Origin of the sequence: Flammeovirga kamogawensis (assembly GCF_018736065.1) — a bacterium.
Classification (GTDB): Bacteria; Bacteroidota; Bacteroidia; order Cytophagales; family Flammeovirgaceae; genus Flammeovirga; species Flammeovirga kamogawensis.
On record NZ_CP076129.1, the window covers coordinates 343513 to 368747 of the forward strand.

The 25235-nt window shown below is 31.0% G+C and carries 22 protein-coding genes; 4 read left to right on the forward strand and 18 right to left on the reverse strand.

The window, feature by feature from the left end; translation table 11 throughout:
* Positions 1-10: 10 nt before the first annotated feature.
* The 7 genes from rlmF to KM029_RS20395 all read right to left on the reverse strand — a co-directional run bounded on the left by rlmF (position 11) and on the right by KM029_RS20395 (position 9529).
* Positions 11-898 (reverse strand): 23S rRNA (adenine(1618)-N(6))-methyltransferase RlmF, encoded by an 888-nt coding sequence (rlmF, locus tag KM029_RS20365; protein ID WP_144076692.1) that lies wholly within the window; start codon positions 896-898, stop codon positions 11-13.
* Between the two features lie 225 nt (positions 899-1123).
* Positions 1124-2062, reverse strand: coding sequence for a manganese-dependent inorganic pyrophosphatase (locus KM029_RS20370; protein ID WP_144076693.1), 939 nt, complete (start codon positions 2060-2062; stop codon positions 1124-1126).
* Between the two features lie 146 nt (positions 2063-2208).
* A complete protein-coding gene (locus KM029_RS20375; protein WP_144076694.1) occupies positions 2209-2970 on the reverse strand; it encodes a LytR/AlgR family response regulator transcription factor in 762 nt (253 codons plus the stop codon).
* Positions 2971-2974: 4 nt separating this feature from the next.
* A complete protein-coding gene (locus tag KM029_RS20380; RefSeq protein WP_144076695.1) occupies positions 2975-4015 on the reverse strand; it encodes a sensor histidine kinase in 1041 nt (346 codons plus the stop codon).
* Positions 4016-4118: 103 nt separating this feature from the next.
* Positions 4119-5432, reverse strand: coding sequence for a TolC family protein (locus tag KM029_RS20385; protein WP_144076696.1), 1314 nt, complete (start codon positions 5430-5432; stop codon positions 4119-4121).
* Between the two features lie 5 nt (positions 5433-5437).
* The gene (locus tag KM029_RS20390) at positions 5438-8470 is read right to left on the reverse strand and encodes an efflux RND transporter permease subunit (RefSeq protein WP_144076697.1); all 3033 of its coding nucleotides are present in this window, start codon (positions 8468-8470) and stop codon (positions 5438-5440) included.
* Positions 8471-8476: 6 nt separating this feature from the next.
* On the reverse strand, positions 8477-9529 hold the full coding sequence (locus tag KM029_RS20395) for an efflux RND transporter periplasmic adaptor subunit (protein WP_144076698.1): 1053 nt from the start codon (positions 9527-9529) through the stop codon (positions 8477-8479).
* A 467-nt stretch (positions 9530-9996) separates the two neighbouring features.
* Here KM029_RS20395 and KM029_RS20400 point away from each other — a divergent pair, with 467 nt between their 5' ends.
* Positions 9997-10284, forward strand: coding sequence for a hypothetical protein (locus KM029_RS20400; protein WP_144076699.1), 288 nt, complete (start codon positions 9997-9999; stop codon positions 10282-10284).
* Between the two features lie 46 nt (positions 10285-10330).
* On the opposite strand, the gene KM029_RS20405 is transcribed toward KM029_RS20400, so the two are convergent.
* The 7 genes from KM029_RS20405 to KM029_RS20435 all read right to left on the reverse strand — a co-directional run bounded on the left by KM029_RS20405 (position 10331) and on the right by KM029_RS20435 (position 18342).
* The gene (locus tag KM029_RS20405) at positions 10331-11164 is read right to left on the reverse strand and encodes a DUF3108 domain-containing protein (RefSeq protein WP_144076700.1); all 834 of its coding nucleotides are present in this window, start codon (positions 11162-11164) and stop codon (positions 10331-10333) included.
* A gap of 108 nt (positions 11165-11272) precedes the next feature.
* Positions 11273-12472 (reverse strand): DUF418 domain-containing protein, encoded by a 1200-nt coding sequence (locus KM029_RS20410; protein ID WP_158631228.1) that lies wholly within the window; start codon positions 12470-12472, stop codon positions 11273-11275.
* Between the two features lie 89 nt (positions 12473-12561).
* Positions 12562-12780, reverse strand: a complete 219-nt coding sequence (locus KM029_RS20415) for a response regulator (RefSeq protein WP_144076702.1) — start codon at positions 12778-12780, stop codon at positions 12562-12564.
* The gene (locus KM029_RS20420) at positions 12720-15950 is read right to left on the reverse strand and encodes a response regulator (RefSeq protein WP_144076703.1); all 3231 of its coding nucleotides are present in this window, start codon (positions 15948-15950) and stop codon (positions 12720-12722) included. Before KM029_RS20420 ends, KM029_RS20415 begins: the two co-directional genes overlap by 61 nt.
* A 4-nt stretch (positions 15951-15954) precedes the next feature.
* Positions 15955-16497: a heme NO-binding domain-containing protein gene (locus tag KM029_RS20425; RefSeq protein WP_144076704.1), complete on the reverse strand. Its 543-nt coding sequence runs from the start codon at positions 16495-16497 to the stop codon at positions 15955-15957.
* A gap of 134 nt (positions 16498-16631) precedes the next feature.
* Positions 16632-17681: an SGNH/GDSL hydrolase family protein gene (locus KM029_RS20430; RefSeq protein ID WP_144076705.1), complete on the reverse strand. Its 1050-nt coding sequence runs from the start codon at positions 17679-17681 to the stop codon at positions 16632-16634.
* 1 nt (position 17682) lies between these two features.
* Positions 17683-18342, reverse strand: coding sequence for a hypothetical protein (locus tag KM029_RS20435; RefSeq protein WP_144076706.1), 660 nt, complete (start codon positions 18340-18342; stop codon positions 17683-17685).
* Positions 18343-18546: 204 nt separating this feature from the next.
* Here KM029_RS20435 and KM029_RS20440 point away from each other — a divergent pair, with 204 nt between their 5' ends.
* From KM029_RS20440 to KM029_RS20450, 3 genes are all read left to right on the forward strand, one after another.
* Entirely contained in the window at positions 18547-19689 is a 1143-nt protein-coding gene (locus KM029_RS20440) for a porin (protein WP_144076707.1), read from the forward strand.
* A 263-nt stretch (positions 19690-19952) separates the two neighbouring features.
* Positions 19953-20333 carry a hypothetical protein gene (locus tag KM029_RS20445; RefSeq protein WP_144076708.1) on the forward strand — a complete coding sequence of 127 codons (381 nt, stop codon included), beginning with the start codon at positions 19953-19955 and terminating at the stop codon, positions 20331-20333.
* Positions 20334-20383: 50 nt separating this feature from the next.
* Positions 20384-20845 (forward strand): DMT family transporter, encoded by a 462-nt coding sequence (locus tag KM029_RS20450; protein ID WP_144076709.1) that lies wholly within the window; start codon positions 20384-20386, stop codon positions 20843-20845.
* Here KM029_RS20450 and KM029_RS20455 read toward each other — a convergent pair.
* From KM029_RS20455 to KM029_RS20470, 4 genes are all read right to left on the reverse strand, one after another.
* Positions 20842-22827 carry a TonB-dependent receptor plug domain-containing protein gene (locus KM029_RS20455; RefSeq protein ID WP_144076710.1) on the reverse strand — a complete coding sequence of 662 codons (1986 nt, stop codon included), beginning with the start codon at positions 22825-22827 and terminating at the stop codon, positions 20842-20844. The two genes, KM029_RS20450 and KM029_RS20455, sit on opposite strands and share 4 nt — an antisense overlap.
* Complete coding sequence (locus KM029_RS20460; RefSeq protein WP_144076711.1) at positions 22828-23703, reverse strand: FixH family protein; 876 nt, start codon at positions 23701-23703, stop codon at positions 22828-22830. It abuts the gene before it with no gap.
* 243 nt (positions 23704-23946) lie between these two features.
* Positions 23947-24342 (reverse strand): hypothetical protein, encoded by a 396-nt coding sequence (locus KM029_RS20465; protein WP_144076712.1) that lies wholly within the window; start codon positions 24340-24342, stop codon positions 23947-23949.
* A 133-nt stretch (positions 24343-24475) separates the two neighbouring features.
* On the reverse strand, positions 24476-25171 hold the full coding sequence (locus tag KM029_RS20470) for a LuxR C-terminal-related transcriptional regulator (protein ID WP_144076713.1): 696 nt from the start codon (positions 25169-25171) through the stop codon (positions 24476-24478).
* Between the last annotated feature and the right edge of the window lie 64 nt (positions 25172-25235).

The following is a 25235-nucleotide window of genomic DNA, read 5'->3' on the forward strand; positions in this document are numbered from 1 at the left end:
TTTTTATAGTTTATTTCTTTAAATCTTTATTGAAAGTCCATGCTACAAATCGACTTTTCTTTTGCCCTTGTCCCATGTCAATAATATGAGACTCTGCAGGTTTTACTCCTCTTAAAAACTTTTGGACAGCACCCATATTTGAAGATTTTGAAACCAAAGTTGTAAACCAAATTACTTGATCACCAAAGTTTTTACTCTCTTCAATTAATTGATGAATAAAAGCCAATTCACCACCTTCACACCATAATTCATTGCTTTGTCCACCAAAGTTTAATTTCGGTTTCTTCTGACGTTTTCCTGTTAAGTTTCTCACTTTACGCTGAGAACTTGCTAAAGCTTCTTTTGCACTTTTATGGAAAGGTGGATTACAAATACAGAATGCAAAACGATCTTCTTTTCGTAAGATTCCCTCTAAAATATGTTTAGAGTTTTCTTGTTTACGAACAGAAATATCTTTCGGATTAATTTTATTTTTCTTAATCAGATTAACAGCATTTTCAATTGCTTTATCGTCTACTTCAGTACCTACAAACCTCCAATCTAACATTCCTTTACCAATTAAAGGGTAAATTAGGTTAGCTCCTGTTCCTAAATCAAGCCCTTTAATCATGCTTGCTTTTAGGTCTGTTGTTGTATCTAAAATATCTTCTATTGCTAAAAGATAATCTGCTCTACCAGGAATTGGAGGGCATAAATATCCTTCTGGAATATCCCAATAATTCACTTTGTAATAGGCTTTAAGTAAAGCTGCATTTAAGCATTTTACTGCCTCAGGATTAGAAAATGAAATCGTAGGTCGCCCTGCTTTTCCATCTATTACAAAGTCTTTTAGTTTAGGGTATGATTTTGTCAATTTATCAAAATCATAACCCTCAATATGAAGATTATTAGGATGCATTCTTTATTTTTTTTGAATTTTAGCGAAGATAGTAAAAAGTAAATTCATTGGTAGTTAATAATCGTTTTAATCACTAAATGATACCATTACTAAATAATTAACTACAAAAAAGGTTATCTCGCAATTAACAAGATAACCTTTCCTTTATATTCAGTTGGTATTTACAGTTACTTCAATTCCAAAAGGATTTAAAGTAGTTGCAAGTATCAATTATAATTATTTAAATTAAGCAGTATAATGTGCAGATACCGGAGGGATAAAATCATTCTTACGAGAAATTTTTCCTTCAAGTGTTATACCTAAATCACCTTTAGTAAGGCCAAATGCTTTTTCTAAAACAGCAAAGTCTGCATCATCAGCACCAACAACTACAGAGTTTTTAGTTACTAAATCTACATATGCAAAGAAGATAGCGTCGTAACCACCTTTCTTATTTTCTATCATTGCTGCATTAATTTCTTCTTGTTTAGCAATAACTTTATCAATTAATAAGCTTTCACAAACACCAAAACCAATTTTGATATCTCCGAAAATAAAATCTTTGTAATCTAAATTTAAGATTTCTGCTGCAGTATATTTAGACAAGTCTGACTTAGCTGCTAACATTTCGTTGGCAAAACCTTCAACGCTATCAATACCAGCAATTTCTGCTAATTGAGCAGCAATTTCTCTATCAATATCCGTTGTATGTGGCACTGTTAAGCCTAAAGTATCAGAAAGAATACCACCTAACATTACCCCTGCCATTTGCTCAGAAATCTCAACATTCATTTCTTTGTAGTAATCTGCAATAATAGTACAGCAAGATGCTACAGTACGCATATCAATATGGATTGGTCCTTTTTGGAAAAAGAAGTTATCCTGAACTGCGTGATGATCTATAATAGAAAGAATGTTTGCCTCTACCACAGATGCAGCAGATTGAGTAGTTTGGTTATGGTCAACAATTACTACGTCTTTTCCTGCAAAATCATCTTCGAATGCAGGTTTTTCAACTTTAAATTGTGCTAACACAAATTCTGTTTCTGGATTTAATTCTCCTTGAATAATTGGAGTACCTCCCCATAAATTTGCTGCTGCAATAGCAGTACAAGTACAATCTGTATCTGGATTTTTATGCCCTACAAATAAAGCATTACTAGGAAAAGATAGTTGAAAACTCATTGTCTTCTTTTAGTATTTTGTTAACTATAATTTTAAAAACATGCAAAATTAACTTCTCAATTTAAATACACCAATATTTTACTCATTTTTTGAACTGAATAAAGAATATTTTAGATAAATAAAATAATTGTTTGCTTTTGGTTGCATTAATCCACTACCCAGTTTTTAAATTTTGTTACTTTCTCTTTAGGAATAACGATTTCAATAGAGGGATCAACCTTTAAACGCAATACCCATTTACTATTGTAGAAAGGTTCTATCCCCTGCACTGCATCTACATTAACAATATATTGTCTGTTTATTCTAAAAAATTGCTTTGGCGATAATTCATCTTCAAGTTTATCCATTGTAATATCTACCTTGGCTTTATCCTTCTGTAATGACAATAAATGTGTTTGCTTATTTTCTGAATAAAAGCAAGCAATATCATTCACAAGTGCTACATCTAAACTATTTGATTTAATTGCCCATAGACGTTTTCTATAAACTTTTTCTTTATTTTTAACTGATTGAACAACCTCATTAATAACCTCACTTTTTAAAGGCACATTAAGTTGTTCTTCAAACCTTTCAATGGCAACTTTTACAGCATCAATAGAAGTTGGTTTTAATAAATAATCTATACTGTTTACTTGAAAAGCCCTTAAAGCGTACTCATCATATGCAGTTACAAATATGATAGGTATTTTGATTGTGACTTTTTCTAAAATTTCAAAACTTATTCCATCTGTAAGTTGGATATCCATAAATATCAAGTCAGGCATAACCTCCTCTTCTTTAAAGAATTCTATTCCTTCTTCTACAGATTGTAAAGGAAAAAGGAATTCCCATTTTGGCTTTATTTCTTTAATAATATTCTTGAGGTAGCGTTGTGCAGGTATTTCGTCTTCAATTATAAGAACTTTCATTTTACTATGCTTCTATTAATGGAATAGTGATTTTAAAAGTAGTTTCATTTTCTTCTACATAGATAGAAGTTTGCTGATCCAGTTGCTTAAAACTCTCTTTTAAATATTGGATACCAATATTATAAGTATCTGCTGATTTATTTTTTGGTTGTTTGTTATTTTCAATACTGAATTGATTTCCATCGGAAAAAATTGTGATCATTAAAGGTTTTCTAAGTGTAGCTTGATTGTGCTTAAAACAATTTTCTAATAAAAGTTGAATGCTTAAAGGTGGTATTTTCTTTTGATTTGAAAGCTCATCGATTGATGTTAAAACTTTTAACCCTTCTCCTAATCTAACTTGATGTAAATGGATATATGCTTGCATGGCCTCCCACTCTGTCTCAAAAGTAACTGATTCTACATCTTTACTTTGTAGTACATATCTATAAGTGTGAGATAAATCTAAAGCAAATTGTTTCGCTAATTTAGGGTCATGATCAATTTCAGAAATAATTACATTTAAACTATTAAATAGAAAGTGAGGATTTAATTGTGCTTGAAGTGCTCTATTTTCAGCTCTTAATTTATCTTGTTTTAAGACTTCAATTTTTAGAGAGTCTGTTCTCCATTTTCTTAAGAAGTTATCCGTAATAGTGAGCGAACTGTAAAGCAACAAAACCAAACTATGGAAAATGCCTATTATTGTATTGTTTTTGTTCATTACGTGAGGTTCATCAATTGCTCCATTAATATTTAAAATAACCATCACTATATAAAAGAAGATAAAGGCCATTAAAAACAATGAAACCAACTCTACTGTTAACCGTAAACTGGAGTGCTTTTCAAAAGGTAAAAACTTGTCAAAAAACAAGGTGAATTTTGTACTTAAATATACAAAACCATTAAACCATAGTAGATAAAGATAGGTGCTCATATAACTGAACATTTTTGTCATATCAAAATCACTATTAATTGACCAATAGGTAAAAACTAATAATATTAATGAAATTGATATGCTTAATACAGGTTGTAGCCATTTGTAATTCCTTTCTAGAAGAATCATTTGATAGTTTTTTAATGCCCCCTAATTGAACAAAGATTGATATAATATGAGTAATAAAAAAGTGAGCATGTTGTTAAACACACCCACTTTACAAATATAGCAACTAGTTAATTGAAAGATGACCCATGGCACGTAGGTAATGTGTCCATTGTACCTGAGTTTTTAATTTACTTTGAATAAATTCAATTACTGCCTGTTCTAAATACAATTGCGAATCGATTACTTCTAAAATATCTATCATTCCTTCATCAAAACGTTCTTCCATAGCCAATGCATTTTCTTTAGCTTTATCTACAGAGGTTTTGGCTAGATCAGTTTCTTTAATACTATTTTGCCAAGCCACTTTTTTTTGTGCAATTTCTAAATTAAGTATTTCTTGAGTGCGTTCTAATTCAAGTTCTCTATTCTGTAACCTTATTTGTTGTGCTCCAATTATCTGATGTTTCTTTCTTCCTTGATAAATAGGGATACTGAGTGTCATTCCTAATTGAATATTTGGTAAGGCTCCTGGAGTAAAATCGTAACCAGGTGATGAATAAGAACCTGTAGCGACACCACTTAGTTGCATTTTATAAGTACTTTTCACCATGTTTAATTCATGTATACTACTTTTAAGTTTGTGCTCTGCTAATGTGTACTCCGGACGTACTTTTTGATCTAGAGTAGGTACAAAAAAGGTTTCTAGAACAATAGAATCACTTAAAGGTAAAGCCTCTTCAAATTCCTTTCCGAGAAGTCTATTTAAAGACATACTATATATTTTCAAATCATTTTCTGCTTGAATAACGGCAAGTTCTGCACGGTTAACTCGTACCTCTGTCATTAAATAATCACTTTTATTTAATGTACCTACTTCTACTTTATGGGCTACCAAATTAGAGATTCTAGTTAAATCATCTCTGTAATTATACATTGCATAAACTAACTCTTTCTGAGCTACAGATTGCCAATACTGTAAATCTGTAGCTAATACAATATCCTGCTTAGTAATTTGTAATTCGTCATAAGACATACGCTCTCTTACTTCTGCTCTTTTTTGTTTCTCCTTTAACATACCTCCTCTATAAATAGGTTGAGTTAAAGTGGTATACAATCCATATTGGTTATTTGCACCCTGCCCTAAAGACATCCCCGATAATTCTCCTAGCCTATTATCATCTGGAAGTGTCATTAATAATGGGTTCTGAATATACCAATAATCTGCAGAGGCTGAAATTTTAGGAAGAAGGTCTGCTGCTGCAGCTTTGTAATTCTTATGTCTAATTTCTACTTTATTCTCTGCTATTTTCACATACTGCTCGTGAGCTAATGCATCTTTTCTATATTCCCCTAAATAGGGATCGTTGGCTTGAGCATAAACATCTCCTAAAAGGAATACCAAAACTATGGCACTCATTATTTGCTTGAATAACGTCATGACTATTACTTGGTTTTAATATTATAGAAAAGTGCATAGAATACTGGCACTGCTAATAATGTGAGAAATGTAGCGAAGCCTAAGCCAAAAATTATAGTTACTGCCATTGCACCAAAAACACTATCGGGAATTAGCGGTATCATACCAAACATAGTGGTAATTGCTGCCATAAGTACAGGTCTTGTTCTAGATACCGTTGCAGAAATAATTGCATTAAAATGAGACAAACCTTCTGCTCTTTGGATGTTAACTTCGTCTAGTAATACAATTACATTTTTTATAACCATACCTAATAAGCCAATCCAACCAATAAACGACATGAAATCAAATGCCCTGTTTAAACCAACTAAACCAAATACAACACCTATAAGTGAGAAAGGAAGTAAAACCATGACTATTAATGGCTGCTTATAATTCCCAAAAAGAGCAATAAGGATAGCTATAATCAATAGAAAAGCAAGTGGAAAGAAAGTAACAATTGCATCGACTGCTTCTTTCTGATTTTTCTTTTCGGCATCCCACATCAAGGTATAACCTTCTGGTAAATCCATAGCTTCTATCTTATCAACTATATCTTTTTGCAACTCACCTGTTGTTACTCCTTGAACAGGGTCACATAGTGCAGAAATAGCCCTATGACGATTGTATGTTTGGAGCAATTGATATTCATAATCTACAGATAAATTATTTACTAACTGTGGCAACGGCACTGTTTTACTTTTAGAGAGTACCGACATATTTTCTACTTTAATGATGTCTGCTGTACTACCTTCATCCGTTTTTAGCATTATAGGCATCAACTCATTTTCATCCCTATAAGTACCAACTATTAAACCATCGCTAACTATTTTAAATGAATTTGCTATATCTGCTCGTGTAACACCTGCTCGTGCTACTTTATTAGATGAATATTCTGCATTCCAAATGGGTGACATATTAAACCAACTACTGTGTACATGCCTTGCTTTTGGACTTGATCTCATAATATCCATTGCTGCATGATTTAATGAATCAAGAACTTGTATATCGTTACCCATAAATCTTACTTCTACCTTACCATCTAAGGGAGACATTACAGAGTACAATTCAGGGCGAACAAATAGCTCAGGAAATAAATCTCTTTTCTGTTCTTCTAATCGATTAAAGACCTTTTCTACATTATCAAAATCATCGCATTTAATAATAAAATGCATTACGTTTGATTGAGGACCATAAGATGATGATGCCAAAAAGTAACGTGGTGGTGTCATGCCAATTGTTACGGTCACTTCTTTTACTTCTTCTTGATTTTTAAGCCAATTGTAAACTTCATCTGCAGCTTGTTCTGTGTAATCAATACGTGTACCTTCTGGAGTGAAAGCATTTATCTTGAATAGATTTTTTTCGAGCTCTGGCATAAATACAATAGACATGTATTTTGCGGTGAAAAACGAGACTGAAAAAATAGTCAAGAAAATACCAAGTGAGATATATTTATAGCGAATACTTAATCCTAATAAACTTCTAAATTTATCGTAGAATTTCCCTTGGTATAAATCTGATGTGTTTTCTTTATTTGGTTCATCTTTTAAGAAAACATCGCATACTAATGCAGATTGCGTTAAGGCAAATACCCAGCTTAATGATAACGAAATTGCTAAAACTGAAAATAGAGATGACAAGTATTCCCCTGTAGCATCAGGTGATATTCTAATAGGTAAAAAGGTAAGAATTGCAATTATTGTAGCACCCAGTAACGGCCAAGATGATGCATTTGCTGCTTCCATAATAGCTTGACGTTTTGGGATACCTTGTTTCATTTTCATTAAAATAGATTCAATAACTACAATAGAGTTATCTACAAGCATACCCATAGCAATAATAAGTGCTGCTAATGAAACACGCTCCATGTTAATGCCAAAGCTCCACATTACTATTATTGTGGCTAATATTGAAAATACCAACCCTGAACCTACTAAGATTCCATTCTTTAAACCGATAAAGAACAATAAAATGACTACAACAGTTACTACAGAAGCTACTAAATTAAAAATGAAACCATCGTTTGCATCTTGAGATTCTTTCCCTTGATCGTAGATATTTTTAATGTGTAATCCTGCTGGCAAGTCTGTTTTAATTTTCGATAATTTTGCTCGTATATCCGCAGATACTTCCACAACATTAGCACCTGCAGACGCCGAAATTGCAAACCCCACAGCAGACTGTCCTTGTATCTTCATTTTAGTAGTATATGGTGTTACATACCCTTCTTCAATTGTTGCAATCTCACTAAGTTTGATCTGATTACCATTTTTAGTGTTTACTAAAAAGCTATTTAATTCTTTTATATCGGTAAAATCTCCGCCAACTTTAACTCTAATTCGCTGTTTATTAGTATTAATAAAGCCTGCATTCACTAAATTGTTTTGTTGATTTAAGGTTATCATTATATCTTCTAATGAAACCCCTAGTTGATTCATAGCAGTATATGACAATTTGATGTCTATACTTTCTTGAGCTTTGCCAAATAAGGATACCTTAGCAACATTATCTACTTTTAATAATTCCTTCTTGATGTCGTCAGCATAATCATTCAGTTCTCTATATGTATAACCTTCTCCATAAATACCATAAAATAAGCCTAAAACGTCTGCAAAATCATCATTTACTATAGAAGGGTTGGCATTTGTAGGTAATGAAGACTGAATATCTCCAACTTTTCTTCTTAGTAAATCCCACATCTGTGGAATATCATCAGCAGGTATTGTTTTTTTAAGAACAACAAGAATACGAGATACCCCAGGTCTACTATCAGAATCTAGGTAATCTAAACCGTCCATAGATTGAATGGCTTCTTCTAGCTTATCTGTTATTTGCTGCTCAACTTCTTCTGCTGATGCACCTGGGTACGAAGTAAGTACAACTGCTTGTTTTATTGTAAATGGAGCATCTTCTAATTTACCAATTTTAGAATTTGCAATTACTCCACCTAGTATAATTAATAGAAGTATAAACCAACTAAATGGTTTATTCTCGATAGTAAATTTCGTTAAGTTCATTTGGTATTAGTTTAAAGAAACAATGGTATTATCTAATTTCACACGTACTTTCTGACCTTCTACTAAATAAGTACCTCCGGTTGCAACTACCCATTCAATATCGTCCTGTATTTCAACTATAAATTTGTCATCATTTTTAAGTCCTTTAATACTAACTGGTACTTTTTTTAATGTTTGTGTTTCTGGATGGATTCCCCAAACGAAGCTATCTCCGTTTGGTTTACCCATCACAGCGTTAGTTGGTAGTAAACTAGTAGTAGATTTAGTTGTAGATAGTGTTAGATAAATATCTGCAGTCATTCCTGCAATTATATCCTCATTTTCCTGATTTAATTCTAATATCATTGGATAAGCGTAATTGATTCCCTCAGTATCATGAAGTATTTCTAAAACTTCTGCAGAAAATCTTTGTGTTGGCTTAGAATCAAACACTACATGTATTCGGTCTATGTTTTTAGCATTTAATACAATTGCTTCAGGCACATTGCATTTTACTTTTACTTTAGAAAAATCTTGAAGGACAAGAATTCTTTGTGTTGCATTAACGTGTTCTCCCTTCTCTGTATGTACAGATTTTATATACCCTGTAAATGGAGCAAATAATTTTGTGTCATTTAATGCATTTTTTGCAGTGGTTAAATTAGTTTGTGCTTCTTCAAAAGCTAATTTTGCTTTATCAAGAACTTGTAATGAGACATTATTACTTTTATGTAATCTGCTTGCTCTTTCATTTTCAGTTTTAGCCAACCTGTAATTTGCTTCAGCTTTTTGTAATGCCAATTTAAAATCTCTAGTATCTATGGCTCCTAGAAATTCTCCTTTTATTACTTTCTGCCCTTCCTCTAAATTAAAATTTACCAAAGGACCACTCACCCTAAAAGACATATTTACTTCTTTATTAGGCGATGTTACCCCTGTCACAATTTTAATGTCACTAGAATTCCCAGCATCTACTTGAACTATTTTTACTAATTGGTCTTTATGTTCTGTCTCTACCTTGTTTTTTGTAGAGCATGAAATAAAAAAGATAGATAGTATGATAAAATTTGAAAGTCTCATTAAGTCGTAAATTATGTAATCAATATAAGTTGTGTTTATAAACTACTTTCACACTTATTTTGATGAAGACTTATACTGAAACCACTTTAATTCTTGATGAAATGGAAAAAAACATTGCTGAAGAAAAGTGAGGAAATTTACAGTATTAACATTGTGTTTAATGTTATTTAAAAATATTTCAAAATTTTCTTATCAATCCTTGCATTATAAAATCAAAAACTTCATATTTGAATTATGAATCGTTAAGCAGTGCCACCCTACGGGGTGGACACTTTTTATTGAATTCCACCATACTTGTGGTGGAATTCTTTTGTTTTATAGCCATCCTACTTTTAATAAAAAAGCACCTTTTTCATTGAATAGTTATTTATACACTTATAATTAACAGATGTTTGTTATGCGTACTTGCTTATATGTTTAAGATTAACCATATTTGATTAATCAGTAATAATTAAAGCACTACCGACATGAAAAAGCTATTAGATTACCTATTGAATTTTATTATAGGTGTTTTTCCGTTTATTGCAATTTCTTATCATTTGTTTTTTGTTCATAAAGCATATAGAATTGATGGTATTTTAGCTGCAATAATAAGTTTCTTCACACCTGTTTTAAGTGATTTGTATTGGTATATTCAAACCATGACATTTAATGGGTTTAGATTATACCACGCTTTAGGAATAGTAGGAATATTTGCAGGTATCTTATGGTACTATAGAGGTAAAAATTCACATTCTAAAGTCGATTTCAACTAAAATGCTAAAAAGGGTTATTCAATATTTAAATTGAATAACCCTTTTTTTAATTGCCTGCTGCAATAAGTTTTGACTTCGACTTTTTTATTTCTTTTAAATTTACTTTTACAGAGCCTACTTTCAAATTGGCTTTTATTTTTAATGGAATTCTATTTTCATCATTTGATATCCAAAACCGAACAGGGTTATCTCCTCTAAAAAAAGAGTTTTCTGGTACAACAGGAGAAAACACAAAAGATTTTATTGTTCCGAACTTCGTTTTACAATTTTCTTCTCCTAAATAAATTATATCAAAATTATAAGTTTTCTTTTCCCAAAAGCCATTAAAATTAATTCTTGCATTCTTTTTTAAATTCGAAAAATTAATTGTTCTTAAAAAATAATAGCCTGAAATCACATCAATTGTTTCTTTCTTTCCTGGGTATTCTTCGTAATGAATTTCTGGCTTATCCTTTTTCTTCCAATTGACATATACTTTCTGACTGTCTTGATCAAAAGTTATATTTTCTTCTAAAGTATATTTCCCTTCAATTACATCTCGTCTAAATTTTAATGGAAGAATTGAAGCTGAATCAAAATAACTTTCCCATGAATCATGTACATTTAAAACAGCACCTACTACACCAATACTTTCCGCATTTACCTTGGCATGAAAACAATTGTGTCCTTCTATGGTATACATAGAATCATCTAAAAATACTTCAGCTATACCAGCATCAACAAAAGAATAACTAGCCACATAAATCAACTTCTCCCCTTTTAAGAAATCAGTATTCTCTAGTACTCTCCATTGGTATTTTTCTGATGAAGTTCCCAAAGTAGATAGCATCAATAACACAACAGCTAATAGAAATGATTTATTAATAGAGCCACTCATCATAAATTACTAGTAAAATAATACTTTCTTTATCGAAGTAATATAATAGTATGTATAGTGTCAAACAAAAAAAATCACTTTATTTAATAATAAAATGATTTTTTTAAAAGATTAAAATTTAGGAGCCCACGTTAAATGATGCCAGAGTTTTTCGAATGGACCTTGTTTATATTTCTTAATCCACCAGTTACAAATAGTAATTTGTACTATGAGTAAAACTAAACCTATTCCTAAACTAATTGTTACGCCGTATTTATCTGCCCAATTTAAACCATATCCATAATATATAAATCCACCTACCATAGATTGAGTAATATAATTTGTAAGGCTCATTCTACCGTATGCTTTTAAGTACTTTGTTAACTTTTGGAAAGCACTGTATCGATATAACAGAATTATGCTACTCACCCATATAAATGTGAAGCTAAGTTTCCACCACATATCAAACGTAACACCCAACGTTCTTTTTAAAGTAATAATTGATTGATTGACTAAATAAGTCTCCTTAAGAAAGAATAAAGGTATGCTTATTACAGCTGCTGAAATTAATATCGTCAACCATTTCTTTGTAGAATTTCCTTCAAATAATTTCACTTTACCAAAGTAAAAACCTAAAGAAAATAATCCTGCTGTTTGTATTACTCTACCATTCTCTAATGCCCACATAAATGACCATGTTTGCCCTAATGATATGTTTTTATAGAATGTTGTTATCATAGATTCACCTCCTAAATATGTTTGTACAGGTAACCACATATCCGATGAAAGATTTTTACCTATTGTATAACCATCCACTACTAAATAGTTGAAGTAACGATACCATTCTAAGGGTTGAAATAATAAGAAACAGGCGATAATTAAGATTACTTTTGCATTAAATTTTCTTTCGAGAAATAAAATCAAACCTGTAATAGCATACATAAGTAATACCTCTCCTGCAAAAAATATTGAATTAAAGGCAGCAAAGATAGATAGTAAAAATAACCTCCATAAATACCTATAGCCAAAATCTTTGCCTAGTTGTTTTTGTTTTTCATACATTAAGTAAAAAGTAAAACCAAATAGTAATGCGAAGATAGAATACGTCTTACCTCCAAAAAGGAAAAACATTGTACTAAACACATTTGCATCTAAATCTATCAGCCAATCTGGAGTTACTGTTTTCATTGGATAATGATAATAATTAAAATGCTCTATGTTATGAAGAAGCATAATTATCATTACTGCAAACCCTCTTAAAACATCTATTACATCAAGTCTCTTCTTTTTTGTTGGAGTAAAATTGTTAAGCGTTTGGTCTAATTGTCTCATTTTTGTCATAATTGATAGTTTATCTAATTTTTATAAAAATAAGAGTATATATCAATTAGTTTTGATGACAAAAAGCAAATTTACAATTATTATAAAAGTTTCATTATTGATTGTTGTAATTCTTCTTGTCCATAAGGTTTTGGGATACAAGCATTCATTCCTACATCAAAATATTGATTAACCAAATCGTCTTCTGTATTAGCTGTTATTGCAAGAATTGGTGTAGTAATTCCTAATTTTACAATTATTATAAAAGTTTCATTATTGATTGTTGTAATTCTTCTTGTCCATAAGGTTTTGGGATACAAGCATTCATTCCTACATCAAAATATTGATTAACCAAATCGTCTTCTGTATTAGCTGTTATTGCAAGAATTGGTGTAGTAATTCCTAATTCTTCTCTCATAATTTTAGTTGCTTGAACTCCATCCATTACAGGCATTTGAATATCCATAAATATCATATCATATTTATTTTCTTTTACTAAATCTACAGCAACTTTTCCATTTTCGGCTTCATCTATACTTATATCCCATTGGTCTAAAATACCTCTGAGTAGTAAAATATTAAATGGGTTATCTTCTACAATAAGTACAGAAATACCGTTAATGTCTTTTTTCTTTTCAACAATAGACGCATTATTATCTGAACTTGTTGATAAGAAGTTTTTTATGGTTTCTTCAAATACTTCAAGATCAAATGGTTTAGAAACAATTGCATTCATACCCACAACTTCATATAACTCTTTCTCTTCTTTAGAAGTATTTGCTGTTAAAGCAATTATTGGAATATTATCATGTAATTTCTCTCTAATAAATTTAGTAGCTTCTACACCGTCCATTATAGGCATTTGAATATCCATTAGAATAAGATCAAAATTGTTCTCGTTCATTTTCTTAATGGCATCTTTACCGTTCTCGGCAGTTTCAATTTCCATATCCCAACCTTCTAAGATATTTACAACCAGTAACTGATTAAATGGATTATCTTCTACTACTAAAATTTTCTTACCCTTCCATCCTTCAGAAGGCCTGTGTAATTCTTTTTTCTTGTTCTTATTATTATTAAAGTTGAAAACATCATTAATCGTCTTCTTTAACTGACCTACTTTAAATGGTTTAGGAATACAACCATTCATACCAACCTCTAAAAATTCTTTTTCTAATTTAGACGTTAAGTGTGCAGAAAAAGCAACTATAGGAGTATCTTTTTTTAATGTATTTCTAATTAATCTTGTGGCTTCTACTCCTCCCATTTTAGGCATGAGTATATCCATCAAAATCATGTCATAATCTTCATTACTCAAAATTTCAAGACCTTCGTAACCATTATTTGCAGTGTCTACTTCTAGCCCCCAATCTCTTAAAATATTTACTACTAAAAGTTGGTTATATTCATTGTCTTCTACTAATAATATCTTTTTCCCGTGCCATGAGGTGGTCTTTACTTCATGCTCAATAACAATTTCTTCTTTAGAAAATAATTTATAAAGTATGTTCTGAAGGTCATCTTGCTTAAAAGGTTTAGTAATACAGGCATCCATTCCAATCGACTCGTAATAATCCAAATCATCTTTCATAGCATTAGCTGTTAAAGCAATAATTGGTGTTGCTATCTGCAGTTTACCTCTAATATATTGGGTTGCTTCAATACCATCCATTTCTGGCATTTGAATATCCATTAGAATAACATCAAAATTTGACTTTTGAATCTTTTCTAAAGCAATTTTACCATTATCTGCAATTTCTACGTCTACTTTCCATTGCCCAAGAATATTCTCAGCTAATAATTGATTAAACTGATTATCTTCTACCAATAATACCTTATACTCACTCCAATCAATATCCTCGTTAATTCTTGTTGGTTCTTGAATTATATCAATATCATCACATTTTTTAAAAGGAATTAAAACACTAAAAGTAGAGCCTTTACCTACTTCACTTTCTAAAGTAATAACACCTCCCATTAGTTCTACTAAACTTTTACTTATGGTTAAACCTAAACCTGTGCCTCCAAATTTTCTTGTGATAGAAGCATCTGCCTGAGAGAATCCTTCAAAAATACTTTTATGTTTTTCTTCTGATATACCTTCGCCCGTATCTTTTACTTTAATGTTAAGGTATTGTACATTGTTTTCTTCATCTGTTCTGTCTAACTCAACTGTTAATTTAACTTCACCTTCAGTAGTAAATTTAATTGCATTACTTACTAAGTTTGTTAGTACCTGATTCAACCTGTAAGGATCACCTAAAATATACTCGTGTACCTCAGGTTTCCATTCGTGCAATAATAATATATTTTTCTCTGTAGCCTTTATTTCTAAGGCTGTCATGAATTGGGCTATTTTATCTTTTAAATTAAACTCAATAAACTCTATTTCAAGTTTTTCTGATTCAATTTTAGACATATCTAAAACATCATTTATTACTACTAATAAGTTTTCTGATGATGTTTTAATTGCATTAATAAATTCAGATTGTTTTGGTAGTAAAGGTGTATTTGTCAGTAAATTAGAAAGCCCTATAATTGCATTCATTGGTGTTCTTAACTCATGACTTGTATTGGCAATAAAGCGCTCTTTGATACGTGCAGATTCCAATGCTTTTTGACGTGCAGTTTCTAGAGTTTGTTCCATTTCTTTTCTTAGTGAAATGTCAACTCCAACAGAACTATAACCAACTATTACATTTTGTTTATCCGTAATACTTATCAGAGTTTGATAGATCCAAACTTCTGCACCTTCTTTATTATTTATACTGTACTCATATATTTCTTTATGAATACTATTATTTTTCTGTTCCTCAAATTTAAGAGTAACTTCTTCTCTCATATCGAGGGTAATGAGATCAAAGAAATCTTTACCAATTATTTCTTCAGAGGAGTACCCTGTAATGGCTAAAGTTGCTGGATTTACATATAAAAGTTTACCTTCAATATCGGTTTGGTAAATCATTTCAGATGCATTTTCTACCAATCCTCTATAGAGCATTTCTTTCTGCTCAATATCATGTTTTTGTAACTCCAAACGGTCCGTCATTTCACGGAGTTCCATCATGTTGATTTCGTTCATTTTAAGAAGTTGAACGGCATCTGGAGTGGGATCATTAAGGGCAAAATCTGTTAATGATAATTTGTGTTTTATAAGCTCGTCTGTTGTTTTCATCCATGGCGAGCCTAGAAATAGGATATGTTCGTCTTCCTCTAGTAAAATCACCTGTCCTCTTAACACTAAATCCCTTTCAGAATTTTGGAATACAAATACCTTTTTAAGTTGATTTTTAATATCTTCATAATTAAAATCAATACTCCAAGGTCTTGCTAGTTTTAAGTAATTTTCTAGCTTATTAAAACAGCTATCAGGAAATAATTTCTCAAAGCTTTTACCATTAGAAATTATAGTTAAATTTTTATCTACAATAAAATAAAAAGGTGATAATAGATTGAAGTCTAATTTTGTATTCCCTATCTCTGCGTACATATTATTACCATTTAACTAAGAATTCATCATATTTTAAACCATCTTTTCTTCCTTGGATCAATTCAGTTTCTACTACCATATCAAACGCCTCTCCGAGACCTAAGATTAAACCATGAACAAAAAATGTAAGCCCTTCTCTTTTAGAGAAATACTTTAGCTTTAATTCTTTTTCTCCTACTTCTTCCACATCAAACTCTGGTGGCTGAATATTAGGGTACAAAAGCATTACTCTACTATGAAAGTTAGGGAGGTTTACAAAAAACTCTCTTAACGTATTTCCTCCTGTATCCATTAAAGATCCATAATGCTTTTTAGCGGTTGTCAATACCCAATATTTACCAAAAGCAATTAATACATCTTCTAACGGTAAGTTTAATACTTCTGATGCGGCAATAGCAAGATCAAAAGTTATCTTATCATCATAAAGTTCGTTACCTGAAAAGACTTCAATTTCTACACCGCTTTTTTCTCTAATTTTTTTCCAATTTTCAGCTCCAAAATTCTCAGTTACTAATCCTTCAATAGCTTTATTAACAATACCGTACATAGCGTGTGTTTTTGAATAATTTTATGATATGAATATTATAGAAATTAATAAATTGCTTAATAAGTTGTGTAGTAAATACTTTAATAAGTTTCCTCATCTAGATATATTACACTAAAATTAGCTTATTTTCCTATCTACAATAACTCCTTATCTTCTAAATACGAAATCAAAATTTCAGACATCTTTTTATGCTCTTCTACATTAGGATGAGCACTATCTGCAAGGAAAGGCAATATCAAAGTATGAATGGATGCATCTCCAATGTTATCTACTGCTGCTTTTATATATTCTGGCCAAGGCGACCCTTCCTCAACAATATTCATAACACCTAAAACACAAACAATTGGAGTTGTAGGGTATTTATTTTTTAAAGAGATAATAAAATCTTGATAAGCCTTTATTATAAAATCAGGGGTTGGTGCTTGTCTTCCAAACTTCTTGATATAGAACTCATTATTAGGTATACCTAAAATCCAGTAGTCATTTTGACAGAGATTTACCACTAATACATCAGGTGTTTTTTGTGTAAAATCCCATTTACTCTTTGGATCATTGGGATTGTGCCTATCGTATAATTCTGGCATTATCAGATCATACCAACTCACCATAACACCTATTCCACTTTTAGCAATACAAGTTAATTCTGCATTAAAATATCTTGCAGTTAATGCAGAGAATGCCACATAATTATTGGTAAAGTCAGAATTATCTTGCCCTGTACTGTCTATGTTTGCATATCCAACAGTTATTGAGTTACCATAAAATTCTATATGTTTTTTCTTCGGCTGAATAGGCAATATTTCTCCATCTGTATTGACAGCAGAAAGAACAGTTGTTCCTCTTGAATAATCTGTTCTTTTATGTAATGTAATTGTATGTTCTGCTATAGTTGAAGATTCAAATAAACGGTAAGTTTGCATTGTAACAGAAGGCGTAATAAAACCCGTTTCTTCACCATCAATTATGATAGAATAATCATTTTCACCTTTATCGTCTATTAAATTAACATCTAAATGTTTACCTTTTATTTTAAATGTTACAGCACTACCAGGCCACATTAGTTCTATTCCTTTCGAAGAAATGATAACTCTTCCTTCACAATATCCTTTTGTCAAATTTTTTGTATTTATTGTTGGTGTACAACTTATCAATGTAAATAAAATTAGAAGTAATTTACTCATCATGCTATTGGTTATTAAATAGGTCTTTTAGTAGGCTTTCCATCTCAGGTAAATCTGTATCTTCAAACATGAGTTCTCCTCTATTAAGGTACTTTAAAGTCTCTTTCAAATCTTCAAAATTTGCATTAGGTATATATTTAGGCAATTTGAAAATTCTTGTATCTTTTTTATCAAACGGACAGGGAACTTTTGATGTAAATAAATATGGAATAAGTATTTTGGAACAACTAAAAACAATTTTCTCTACTTTTTCATCTTTAAAGAAACTTGTTAAACGTTCATTTATATGCTCAAAGAAATTAATAGTATTTGCTAATCGTAACCTTGACCCTGCCTTAGATTTACCCCTTGTTTTAAGATACTTTATCTGAGATTTACCCTGCTTTTTTCTTACTGCATATGTTGAAAACGTTTTATGAGATAGTAACTCTTCATTTTTCACTAAACCCACAACAGCACTTTCTGTTTGAATTAAACATATTACATAAGTCTTTTCTATGGGCAAAAGATTTTTATCCAATTGCCATGGTAATCTTAAAGCAAAATTAAGCTGTTCTGTTTCTATGTTTAAAGTATGTTTTTCTTCATCATAGTTTTTTTTTGAAGCTATAAAATAGTGAAGAAGATCTTCTAATTTTTCTGAAGGGATTAATCTTGATTGCATTTCATTAATTTCAAGAGGCGAAGATTTTCGCTAGACGATCAAAAATATAATTTTATAGTAAAGTAAATATTATATTCTGTAATATTTTAATAAAAGTAATAATTTAGTAAAAATATTATTGCTTTTGTACAACACTATAAATTAACTTATTTAAAGTGTTATTTTCATAAAATCAAATTCAAAACTATTCCTACTTCAATCAATATGAACTTTAAATACAATTTTCTTCTTTGTCTATTTTTAATTGGACTTACAACCTCTTCGCTCTTTGCACAAAATAAAAAAAGAGGTTGGGAATTTTTTAAGGAAAACCTTGAGATTCCTATAAATGGTAGAATGGATTATAGATTTTTAAATTATAATGAAAACTTTGACGGTTTTGCTAAAGATTCTCGGTTCCAATTCTCTACCTTTTTAGTTAAAGTAAATGGAAAACTAACAGATAGAATGAGTTTTAATTACAGACAAGTATTTAATAACAATACTATTGGAACAGCAAATATTAGTGATAATATTCAAGTTGCTTCATTATCATTAAACTCTAAAAATCAAAAATGGACTTTTACAGGAGGTAAATTCTTTTTAAATCTTGGTTCTGTTGAGCAAGAATACGACCCAAGTGATGTTTACAGATATAGTGTAATTAATAACAATTTGGCCTGTTGGAAAACGGGTATTGGATTTCTTTACTCTTCAGAAAGTGGACAAGATATTGGTATGCAAATGGTAAATGGTGCATTAGATTCTATAGGTAATCAGGTTGCCTTACAATACAATTTATATTGGAATGGTACTTTATTAAAAGATAAAATTGATATCTACGCAAATGTAACTACACTCACTCATTATAAAGAGTATGATTCTCAAGCGTTTTCTAGTGCTATAGGTTTACAATGGTTCTTTACTGATCTTGTTTTGGATACAGATGTAATTGTAGCGAGAAACATGCCTAACCTTTACAAAAATGCAGGGTACCTTTCTGCTCCAATTAAAATCCAATATATGGGTAATAAATTTAGACCTTATATTAAACTAATATATGATGCCGTAAAATTTGACAATGAAAACGATAGACCTACTGTTGTAGACCCAGAAGATGGCTCTCTTGTAACAATTAATAATACTGAGATGCTAACCGGAGAAATTGCTTTAGAGTACTACCCATGGGATCACCATAATATAAGGTTTCATTTAGTGGCTTCTTATGCAAATAGTGCAAATTATAATTTCACAGATGAACTAAACCCAGAATATGATCCAAATTCAAGACATCATTACGTTTCTCAATACCAAATTTTACTTGGTTGTAGGTTTGGTTTCAATATGTTAGACCCTTTAAATAAATAATTTTCTATAAAATAGTACATGAGATGTAACCCTAACATTCATAATTTTTCAGTGATTGAGATTGTACTCTACTAAGAAGTTACATTTTAAAGCACTTTATTTTCTTGAAATAAGTAAATAATGTACTTTTTCTGTAATTGGAATGAATTATTTTTATCGACGTTGTGTTTTAATAGTACTTCAGCTTTCTACTGTTAGATAATATTATGATAGGGTAAGATCAAAATTGTATATAAAGTAGAAATAAATAGTTAAAAATGCTTATGAAAAAGTTATTCTTAATTGGGTTAATTACAATAATTTTTAATGTTAATTTTGCTTCAACATCTAACGATAAAGATTGGTTTAATAAGTATGAAATGCTTATCGATAACACGTTAGATAATCATGAAACAGAACAATTAATTGGAAATTGGGTTGGCATTTTTAAAGATAAAGAATCGACCTATTTGTATAACCTTGATAACGAAAAGTTTATTTGTGAGTTTGAAAATGGTATTCGTTCAGGTAAAATTAAATCTGTAGTTAAAACTTCTGGAGTTATTAATGTTAGGTTGATTGTAAATGACAATGCAGAAATAATAACAACAATCAACAGGAAAACAGGAAATGTTATTCATTGCAAAGCAGTTGCTGTAAAATAACATTGCAAAGAGAATTCAATTGTTGTATTTTTCGTGCAATTACAAAGCACATGAAAATAGAACATCTTTTATATATAAGTCTTGCGTTGGCAGCCGGTGCGTTGATGCCTTTGCAAAGTAATCTAAACGCAAAAGTGGGATCAACTTTAGGGTCCCCTTTCCTAGGTACTATTATTAATTTTATGGGAGGCACACTGCTTACTCTTTTTATTATTTTAGTTATAGCACGACCGCAGTTGCCTACAAAAGAGTTGTTACAACAACTTCCTCCATATTACTACCTCGGTGGTATTCTAGGGGTCGTGTTTGTAACAACTTCTTTATTTTTAGTACCTCGTATTGGTGCATTAAATGTGTTTGCATCAATAATTGCAGGTCAAATTGTCGCTTCTCTTTTGTTCGATCAATTTGGGTGGATGGGTGTTCCTATTCGTCCAATCACATTACAAAAATTATTAGGTGTCTTATTATTAGGCTCAGGCTTATTTCTTATCCTAAGAGATAATAATTAAAACTTATAATTTATTCCTGCTTTAATATTTCTACCCATGTTTGGAATTGAATTCCATGCAAAAGGATCTATATAATAAGTATTGAATACATTATTAATTGCAATATCAAATTGAAGATTCCCTTTTCTTAATGGTAAATTATAATCAACATATAAATTTACTAAATGATAAGAGGAAGTTTCTGCTTCACCTAAAATTGTACTAGGAGAACTCATGCCAGAAGAATATTCATATTGCCCACCTATTGTAACTTTTTTAATTAAAACCCTAACATCTTGCTTTAAAGTAAAAGGACGCATATACGGCATTGGAGAATGTAAAGCATCTATGTAGCCATTTTCTACAACTGCAGATAATCTATAACCTAGCCAATTGGTAAATTTAGTAGAACCGTACAATTCAAAGTGAGAAGATTGTGCATTATCAACATTTTGATATTCTTTTACACCTAAAGCTCCTGGAGTCATGGCATCTAGATTTTCATCTACGATCCCAACAATATAATCTTTGATATACGTTTTCCTTGCCCTTGCTCCTACATTCCAAACACCTTTTTTGTAATTTAAATCAAAGGTGAAAGATGTTGCTTTTTCATTTTCTAGGTTTGGATTTCCAATATAATCATACTGATCTCTAGCATTAAATAAATAGAAACCATACAATTCTGACGCTGTTCCGAATCTTTGAGTGTAAGACCCACCAAATGATGCTGACCATTTTTTATCCAATTGATACAGAAATAGAGAAGAGAAATCTCCACCAAGATCACTTTCAGGACCATTAATAGAATACCCTAATATTTCGAATTGCATGCGTGCTAAATCACTTGTTAAATTTGTAGATACAGCTTCTAATCTAAGGCTATTTTTCCATTTTAATCTAGGGTCTAATTGCCATACATCTTCAATAAAAATTGCAGCTGAATTTCTTTGAATATCACCCCAAGTTTGTAAATACATATTTACTCCTCCTGTTGGAGAGTACATGGTCATGTCTGCAAACAAAGTATTTATATAAACATCTCCCTTTAATTTAAATTGATGTTTAGAAGATGTATGTTCTAAAGTTGTCCAAACTCCTCCTGTTTGACTTTTACCAGGCATATCCATATGCATCGCTACATTCTCTCTCTGCGTATCATCCATTATATGAGTAATGGAGTTGTAATACACTTTTGCTGTCAATGTACTAAAGAAAGAATCATTGAATTTCTTTTTAAAACCCAAATTTCCCATATAAGCCGTTGCTGAACTCACATCCATTGGTAGTGCTGGGTAACCTATATCTCTCCCCTCATCAAACATAAATAAACCTGTCCATTGAGTAGATTCATTCTGCTGAAATAATGTGGTAAAAGTATGGTTTTGTTTACGGTATTGTGTGTGAGGTACTAGATTTCCATTTCCATCTGTATAGCTTTGATGCTGACGGTAGGCTCCAGAATATCTAAAACCAATTTTCTTATACGATTTCTCTAAAAAAACATTCGTATCAGTCCCATTAGTATTACTACTATACGCTGTTTGTACACCTAAACTTAATGGATTACCAAGTGTAGGATAACGCATTTCTGCATTAATTGCTCCACCTAGAGATGTGCCATATTGTTGAGCATCGGCAGCATGTAAAACTTGCAGTTTTTGTAAATTAACGGGTTCTAAATATGAAGTTGCAGGATCCATTTTATCGGTACAACCACCAAATACTCTCATACCATCAATTGCAACGGTAATCTGACCATCTGTAAAACCATCAATAACAGGTTCCCATGCAAAATTACCACGCTTTGCAACGTTCAATTTCCTATTTGCTTCTAATAACTGATCCGCAGTTAATTGATAATCTTGATCGGTTATTGTATCACTAGAAATAATAACCTCACCAAGATAAACCGTTTTTAAAGAATCTTGTGCAAAAGAAAATGAACAGCTTATGGTGCAGATAATAACTATCTGCACCATTCTGTTGATAAGAAATTTCATTTAGAATTCAAGATAAAATGAAACACCTTCTTCATCTAAAATTACAGTATTGTTATCTACAACATTTAACTTTAGTTGCCAATCTCCCAACATCGAAAAATTAACAACACCCGTATAAACTCCATCTGTACTTGCAACAGGGTCTACATTATTTGGAGAGCCATGATCCATTGAAGGCATATGAGGAGTAACTCCAAAAGTTAAATCTGTGTAAGGAACATACGTTTCTAAATGACCGTGCCCCATACTTGGGATTCTTTTAAAGGCTAAAATTTCGTAATTATTAGACCCCATTGCTGGGTTATTTCCATTGTCTATAAAATTATAACCCATAATAATTTTATTATCTGAGTCTGCCAATGGCAAATTGATGACTGTTTTATATGCAGGATCTTCTGCTAAAAACGGAACAGGTTCAACAGTTAATGGCATTGTCCAAGTAGCTAAAGCAGTTTCTTCTAAAATGTATTGAACCTCTATATCCCAAGCTCCCATTTCTATTGTTGGCATTACAAATAATATTTGTCCTTTGCCAGAAAATGACTCTGTTGCCTCTTCAAACCCTCTTATTGGCGTTGAGTGTTTGTGTGTCATTTCATTCATCATCATAGTCATTTTTGGAACAATTTGCCAAGTTCCACCAGTTGTAAGTGTTGATGTTCCCTCTATTTCAAAGGCAACATTATTTACTCCTTCAGATAGATTTTCTTTAGATGCCATCAATTTTAACGTTAACCCACTTGTTTCGTCTTTCACTTTTGTGATTTCAAAATCATAAGATGGATTGTTGGGTGTAACTGTTTCATTGTCATCATTGTTACAACCTATAATGATAAAAGAGAATAAAAATAAAGCGATATATGATAGATTTTTCATTGTTCTGTATAAAAAGAGCGTGTTTGTTTGCGTTGTTTGTTATAAAACGAAACAATTGTATAGCTCAAAAAAATAATTGATTAAATAGTAGAGTACAGCCAATTTAAATCATACACAATAGAGAAGGCTAAAAATACCCATCTAAAGTAATTGATGATAAATTTTGAAAGTACTATTTTAAAAATCTAAAGACATAAAAAACCATGTCTAAACAGTTAATTACTGTAGATTTAATAATGAAAATTATACAGAAAATATAGGGGGACGAAGTGCTCTATCAAGTAGTTCTTTAGAGGTCATGGTAACTTCTGGAAAAGTCACCTGTAGTTGTTCCTCAAAATCAGTAAATTGAATGCCAACAAATTCTTGTCGCACTACAGGTAAATCCAACACATATTCTTTCGATAATTGTTCAGATGTTTCCTGTTGTTTCTTTGCTTCTTTCTTAAGCTCTTTACTGATGAAACATTGTCCGTGACAAGACATTTCAGGTTTATCTTTATTTATACAAAAGACTTTTTCAATAAACGCTCTTTGACGTTCTAAGTCTAATTTTAATAAAGACACAGAAAATGTATTGAAGAGGATTACTCCTGCACACAGAATGTTTAAGACGATATGTAACTTCTCTGTTTTCAACAATACATTTAGTTTATTTATTGCAAAAATAGAAGCGTTTATTGTAAAAGCAATATGTTTTAAGTAATAATATTGACCTAAGTCATCTTTTTACCTTTTCAGAAATCAAGTATGAACAATTTAATATGCCCTATTAATTAAATAAATTAACCTCAGTTGCTCTTTGTACAGCTTCTGTTGTGTTGTTCACCTCCATCTTGTCTATTATTTTTTGACGATGTGTATTTACTGTATTTATACTGATGTTCAACCTGTCTGCAATTTGCTTACTTACATATCCCTTACTTATTTCTTCTAACACTTGAATTTCTCTTTTAGAAAGAATAATTGACGGTTTTTCTTCGGGGAAGATTGTGACATCACCCGTTTTAATATTGGTAAGCAATGCATTACATGTTTTGTGCTGATGATTAGAAGGAGATAAATCAAGAATACCCAAAACGAGCCACATTTCGTTCTGATCTGTTAGCTCTACAACAGTATGTTGTTCTGTTACCCAAACATATTTATCTTGACTATTTTTTATTCGATATTCGGTGAGATACTTGTAATTTTTCACTTCTTCTTTATCATCAAATTCATTAAAAATATTAATGAAAAAGAAAGACATTTTTTCAAGTTTAGCGATATCCTCTGGATGTACTTTTTTATCTATATAGTTTTCTGCTTTCCCAAAAGCTTGATCAATATCCCAACCTAATAACGGAGCAAAATTATCTGAAACAAAAACATGTTCCCTTTTTGTAAAATCAAATATTGTGATACAACTACTCTGAATTTTTTCAATTTGTTTAGCTATTTCAGTGTGTTTTTGTAAGATAGTATTCATTTAAGTGCTTTTTTCAGCGTATAGATCAAAAAATCATTATAAATCAGTATTGAACTTTATCCCA

Bases quoted from the DNA above. Each gene is read 5' to 3' on its own strand.
- KM029_RS20460 (WP_144076711.1), bottom strand. From the start codon at position 23,703: ATGAAAAATCTATCATATATCGCTTTATTTTTATTCTCTTTTATCATT.
- KM029_RS20430 (WP_144076705.1), bottom strand. From the start codon at position 17,681: ATGATGAGTAAATTACTTCTAATTTTATTTACATTGATAAGTTGTACA.
- KM029_RS20410 (WP_158631228.1), bottom strand. From the start codon at position 12,472: ATGAGACAATTAGACCAAACGCTTAACAATTTTACTCCAACAAAAAAG.
- KM029_RS20425 (WP_144076704.1), bottom strand. From the start codon at position 16,497: ATGTACGGTATTGTTAATAAAGCTATTGAAGGATTAGTAACTGAGAAT.
- rlmF (WP_144076692.1), bottom strand. From the start codon at position 898: ATGCATCCTAATAATCTTCATATTGAGGGTTATGATTTTGATAAATTG.
- KM029_RS20390 (WP_144076697.1), bottom strand. From the start codon at position 8,470: ATGAACTTAACGAAATTTACTATCGAGAATAAACCATTTAGTTGGTTT.
- KM029_RS20385 (WP_144076696.1), bottom strand. From the start codon at position 5,432: ATGACGTTATTCAAGCAAATAATGAGTGCCATAGTTTTGGTATTCCTT.
- KM029_RS20445 (WP_144076708.1), top strand. From the start codon at position 19,953: ATGAAAAAGTTATTCTTAATTGGGTTAATTACAATAATTTTTAATGTT.
- KM029_RS20405 (WP_144076700.1), bottom strand. From the start codon at position 11,164: ATGATGAGTGGCTCTATTAATAAATCATTTCTATTAGCTGTTGTGTTA.
- KM029_RS20455 (WP_144076710.1), bottom strand. From the start codon at position 22,827: ATGAAATTTCTTATCAACAGAATGGTGCAGATAGTTATTATCTGCACC.
- KM029_RS20395 (WP_144076698.1), bottom strand. From the start codon at position 9,529: ATGAGACTTTCAAATTTTATCATACTATCTATCTTTTTTATTTCATGC.
- KM029_RS20420 (WP_144076703.1), bottom strand. From the start codon at position 15,950: ATGTACGCAGAGATAGGGAATACAAAATTAGACTTCAATCTATTATCA.
- KM029_RS20435 (WP_144076706.1), bottom strand. From the start codon at position 18,342: ATGCAATCAAGATTAATCCCTTCAGAAAAATTAGAAGATCTTCTTCAC.
- KM029_RS20380 (WP_144076695.1), bottom strand. From the start codon at position 4,015: ATGATTCTTCTAGAAAGGAATTACAAATGGCTACAACCTGTATTAAGC.
- KM029_RS20400 (WP_144076699.1), top strand. From the start codon at position 9,997: ATGAAAAAGCTATTAGATTACCTATTGAATTTTATTATAGGTGTTTTT.
- KM029_RS20470 (WP_144076713.1), bottom strand. From the start codon at position 25,171: ATGAATACTATCTTACAAAAACACACTGAAATAGCTAAACAAATTGAA.
- KM029_RS20440 (WP_144076707.1), top strand. From the start codon at position 18,547: ATGAACTTTAAATACAATTTTCTTCTTTGTCTATTTTTAATTGGACTT.
- KM029_RS20450 (WP_144076709.1), top strand. From the start codon at position 20,384: ATGAAAATAGAACATCTTTTATATATAAGTCTTGCGTTGGCAGCCGGT.
- KM029_RS20375 (WP_144076694.1), bottom strand. From the start codon at position 2,970: ATGAAAGTTCTTATAATTGAAGACGAAATACCTGCACAACGCTACCTC.
- KM029_RS20370 (WP_144076693.1), bottom strand. From the start codon at position 2,062: ATGAGTTTTCAACTATCTTTTCCTAGTAATGCTTTATTTGTAGGGCAT.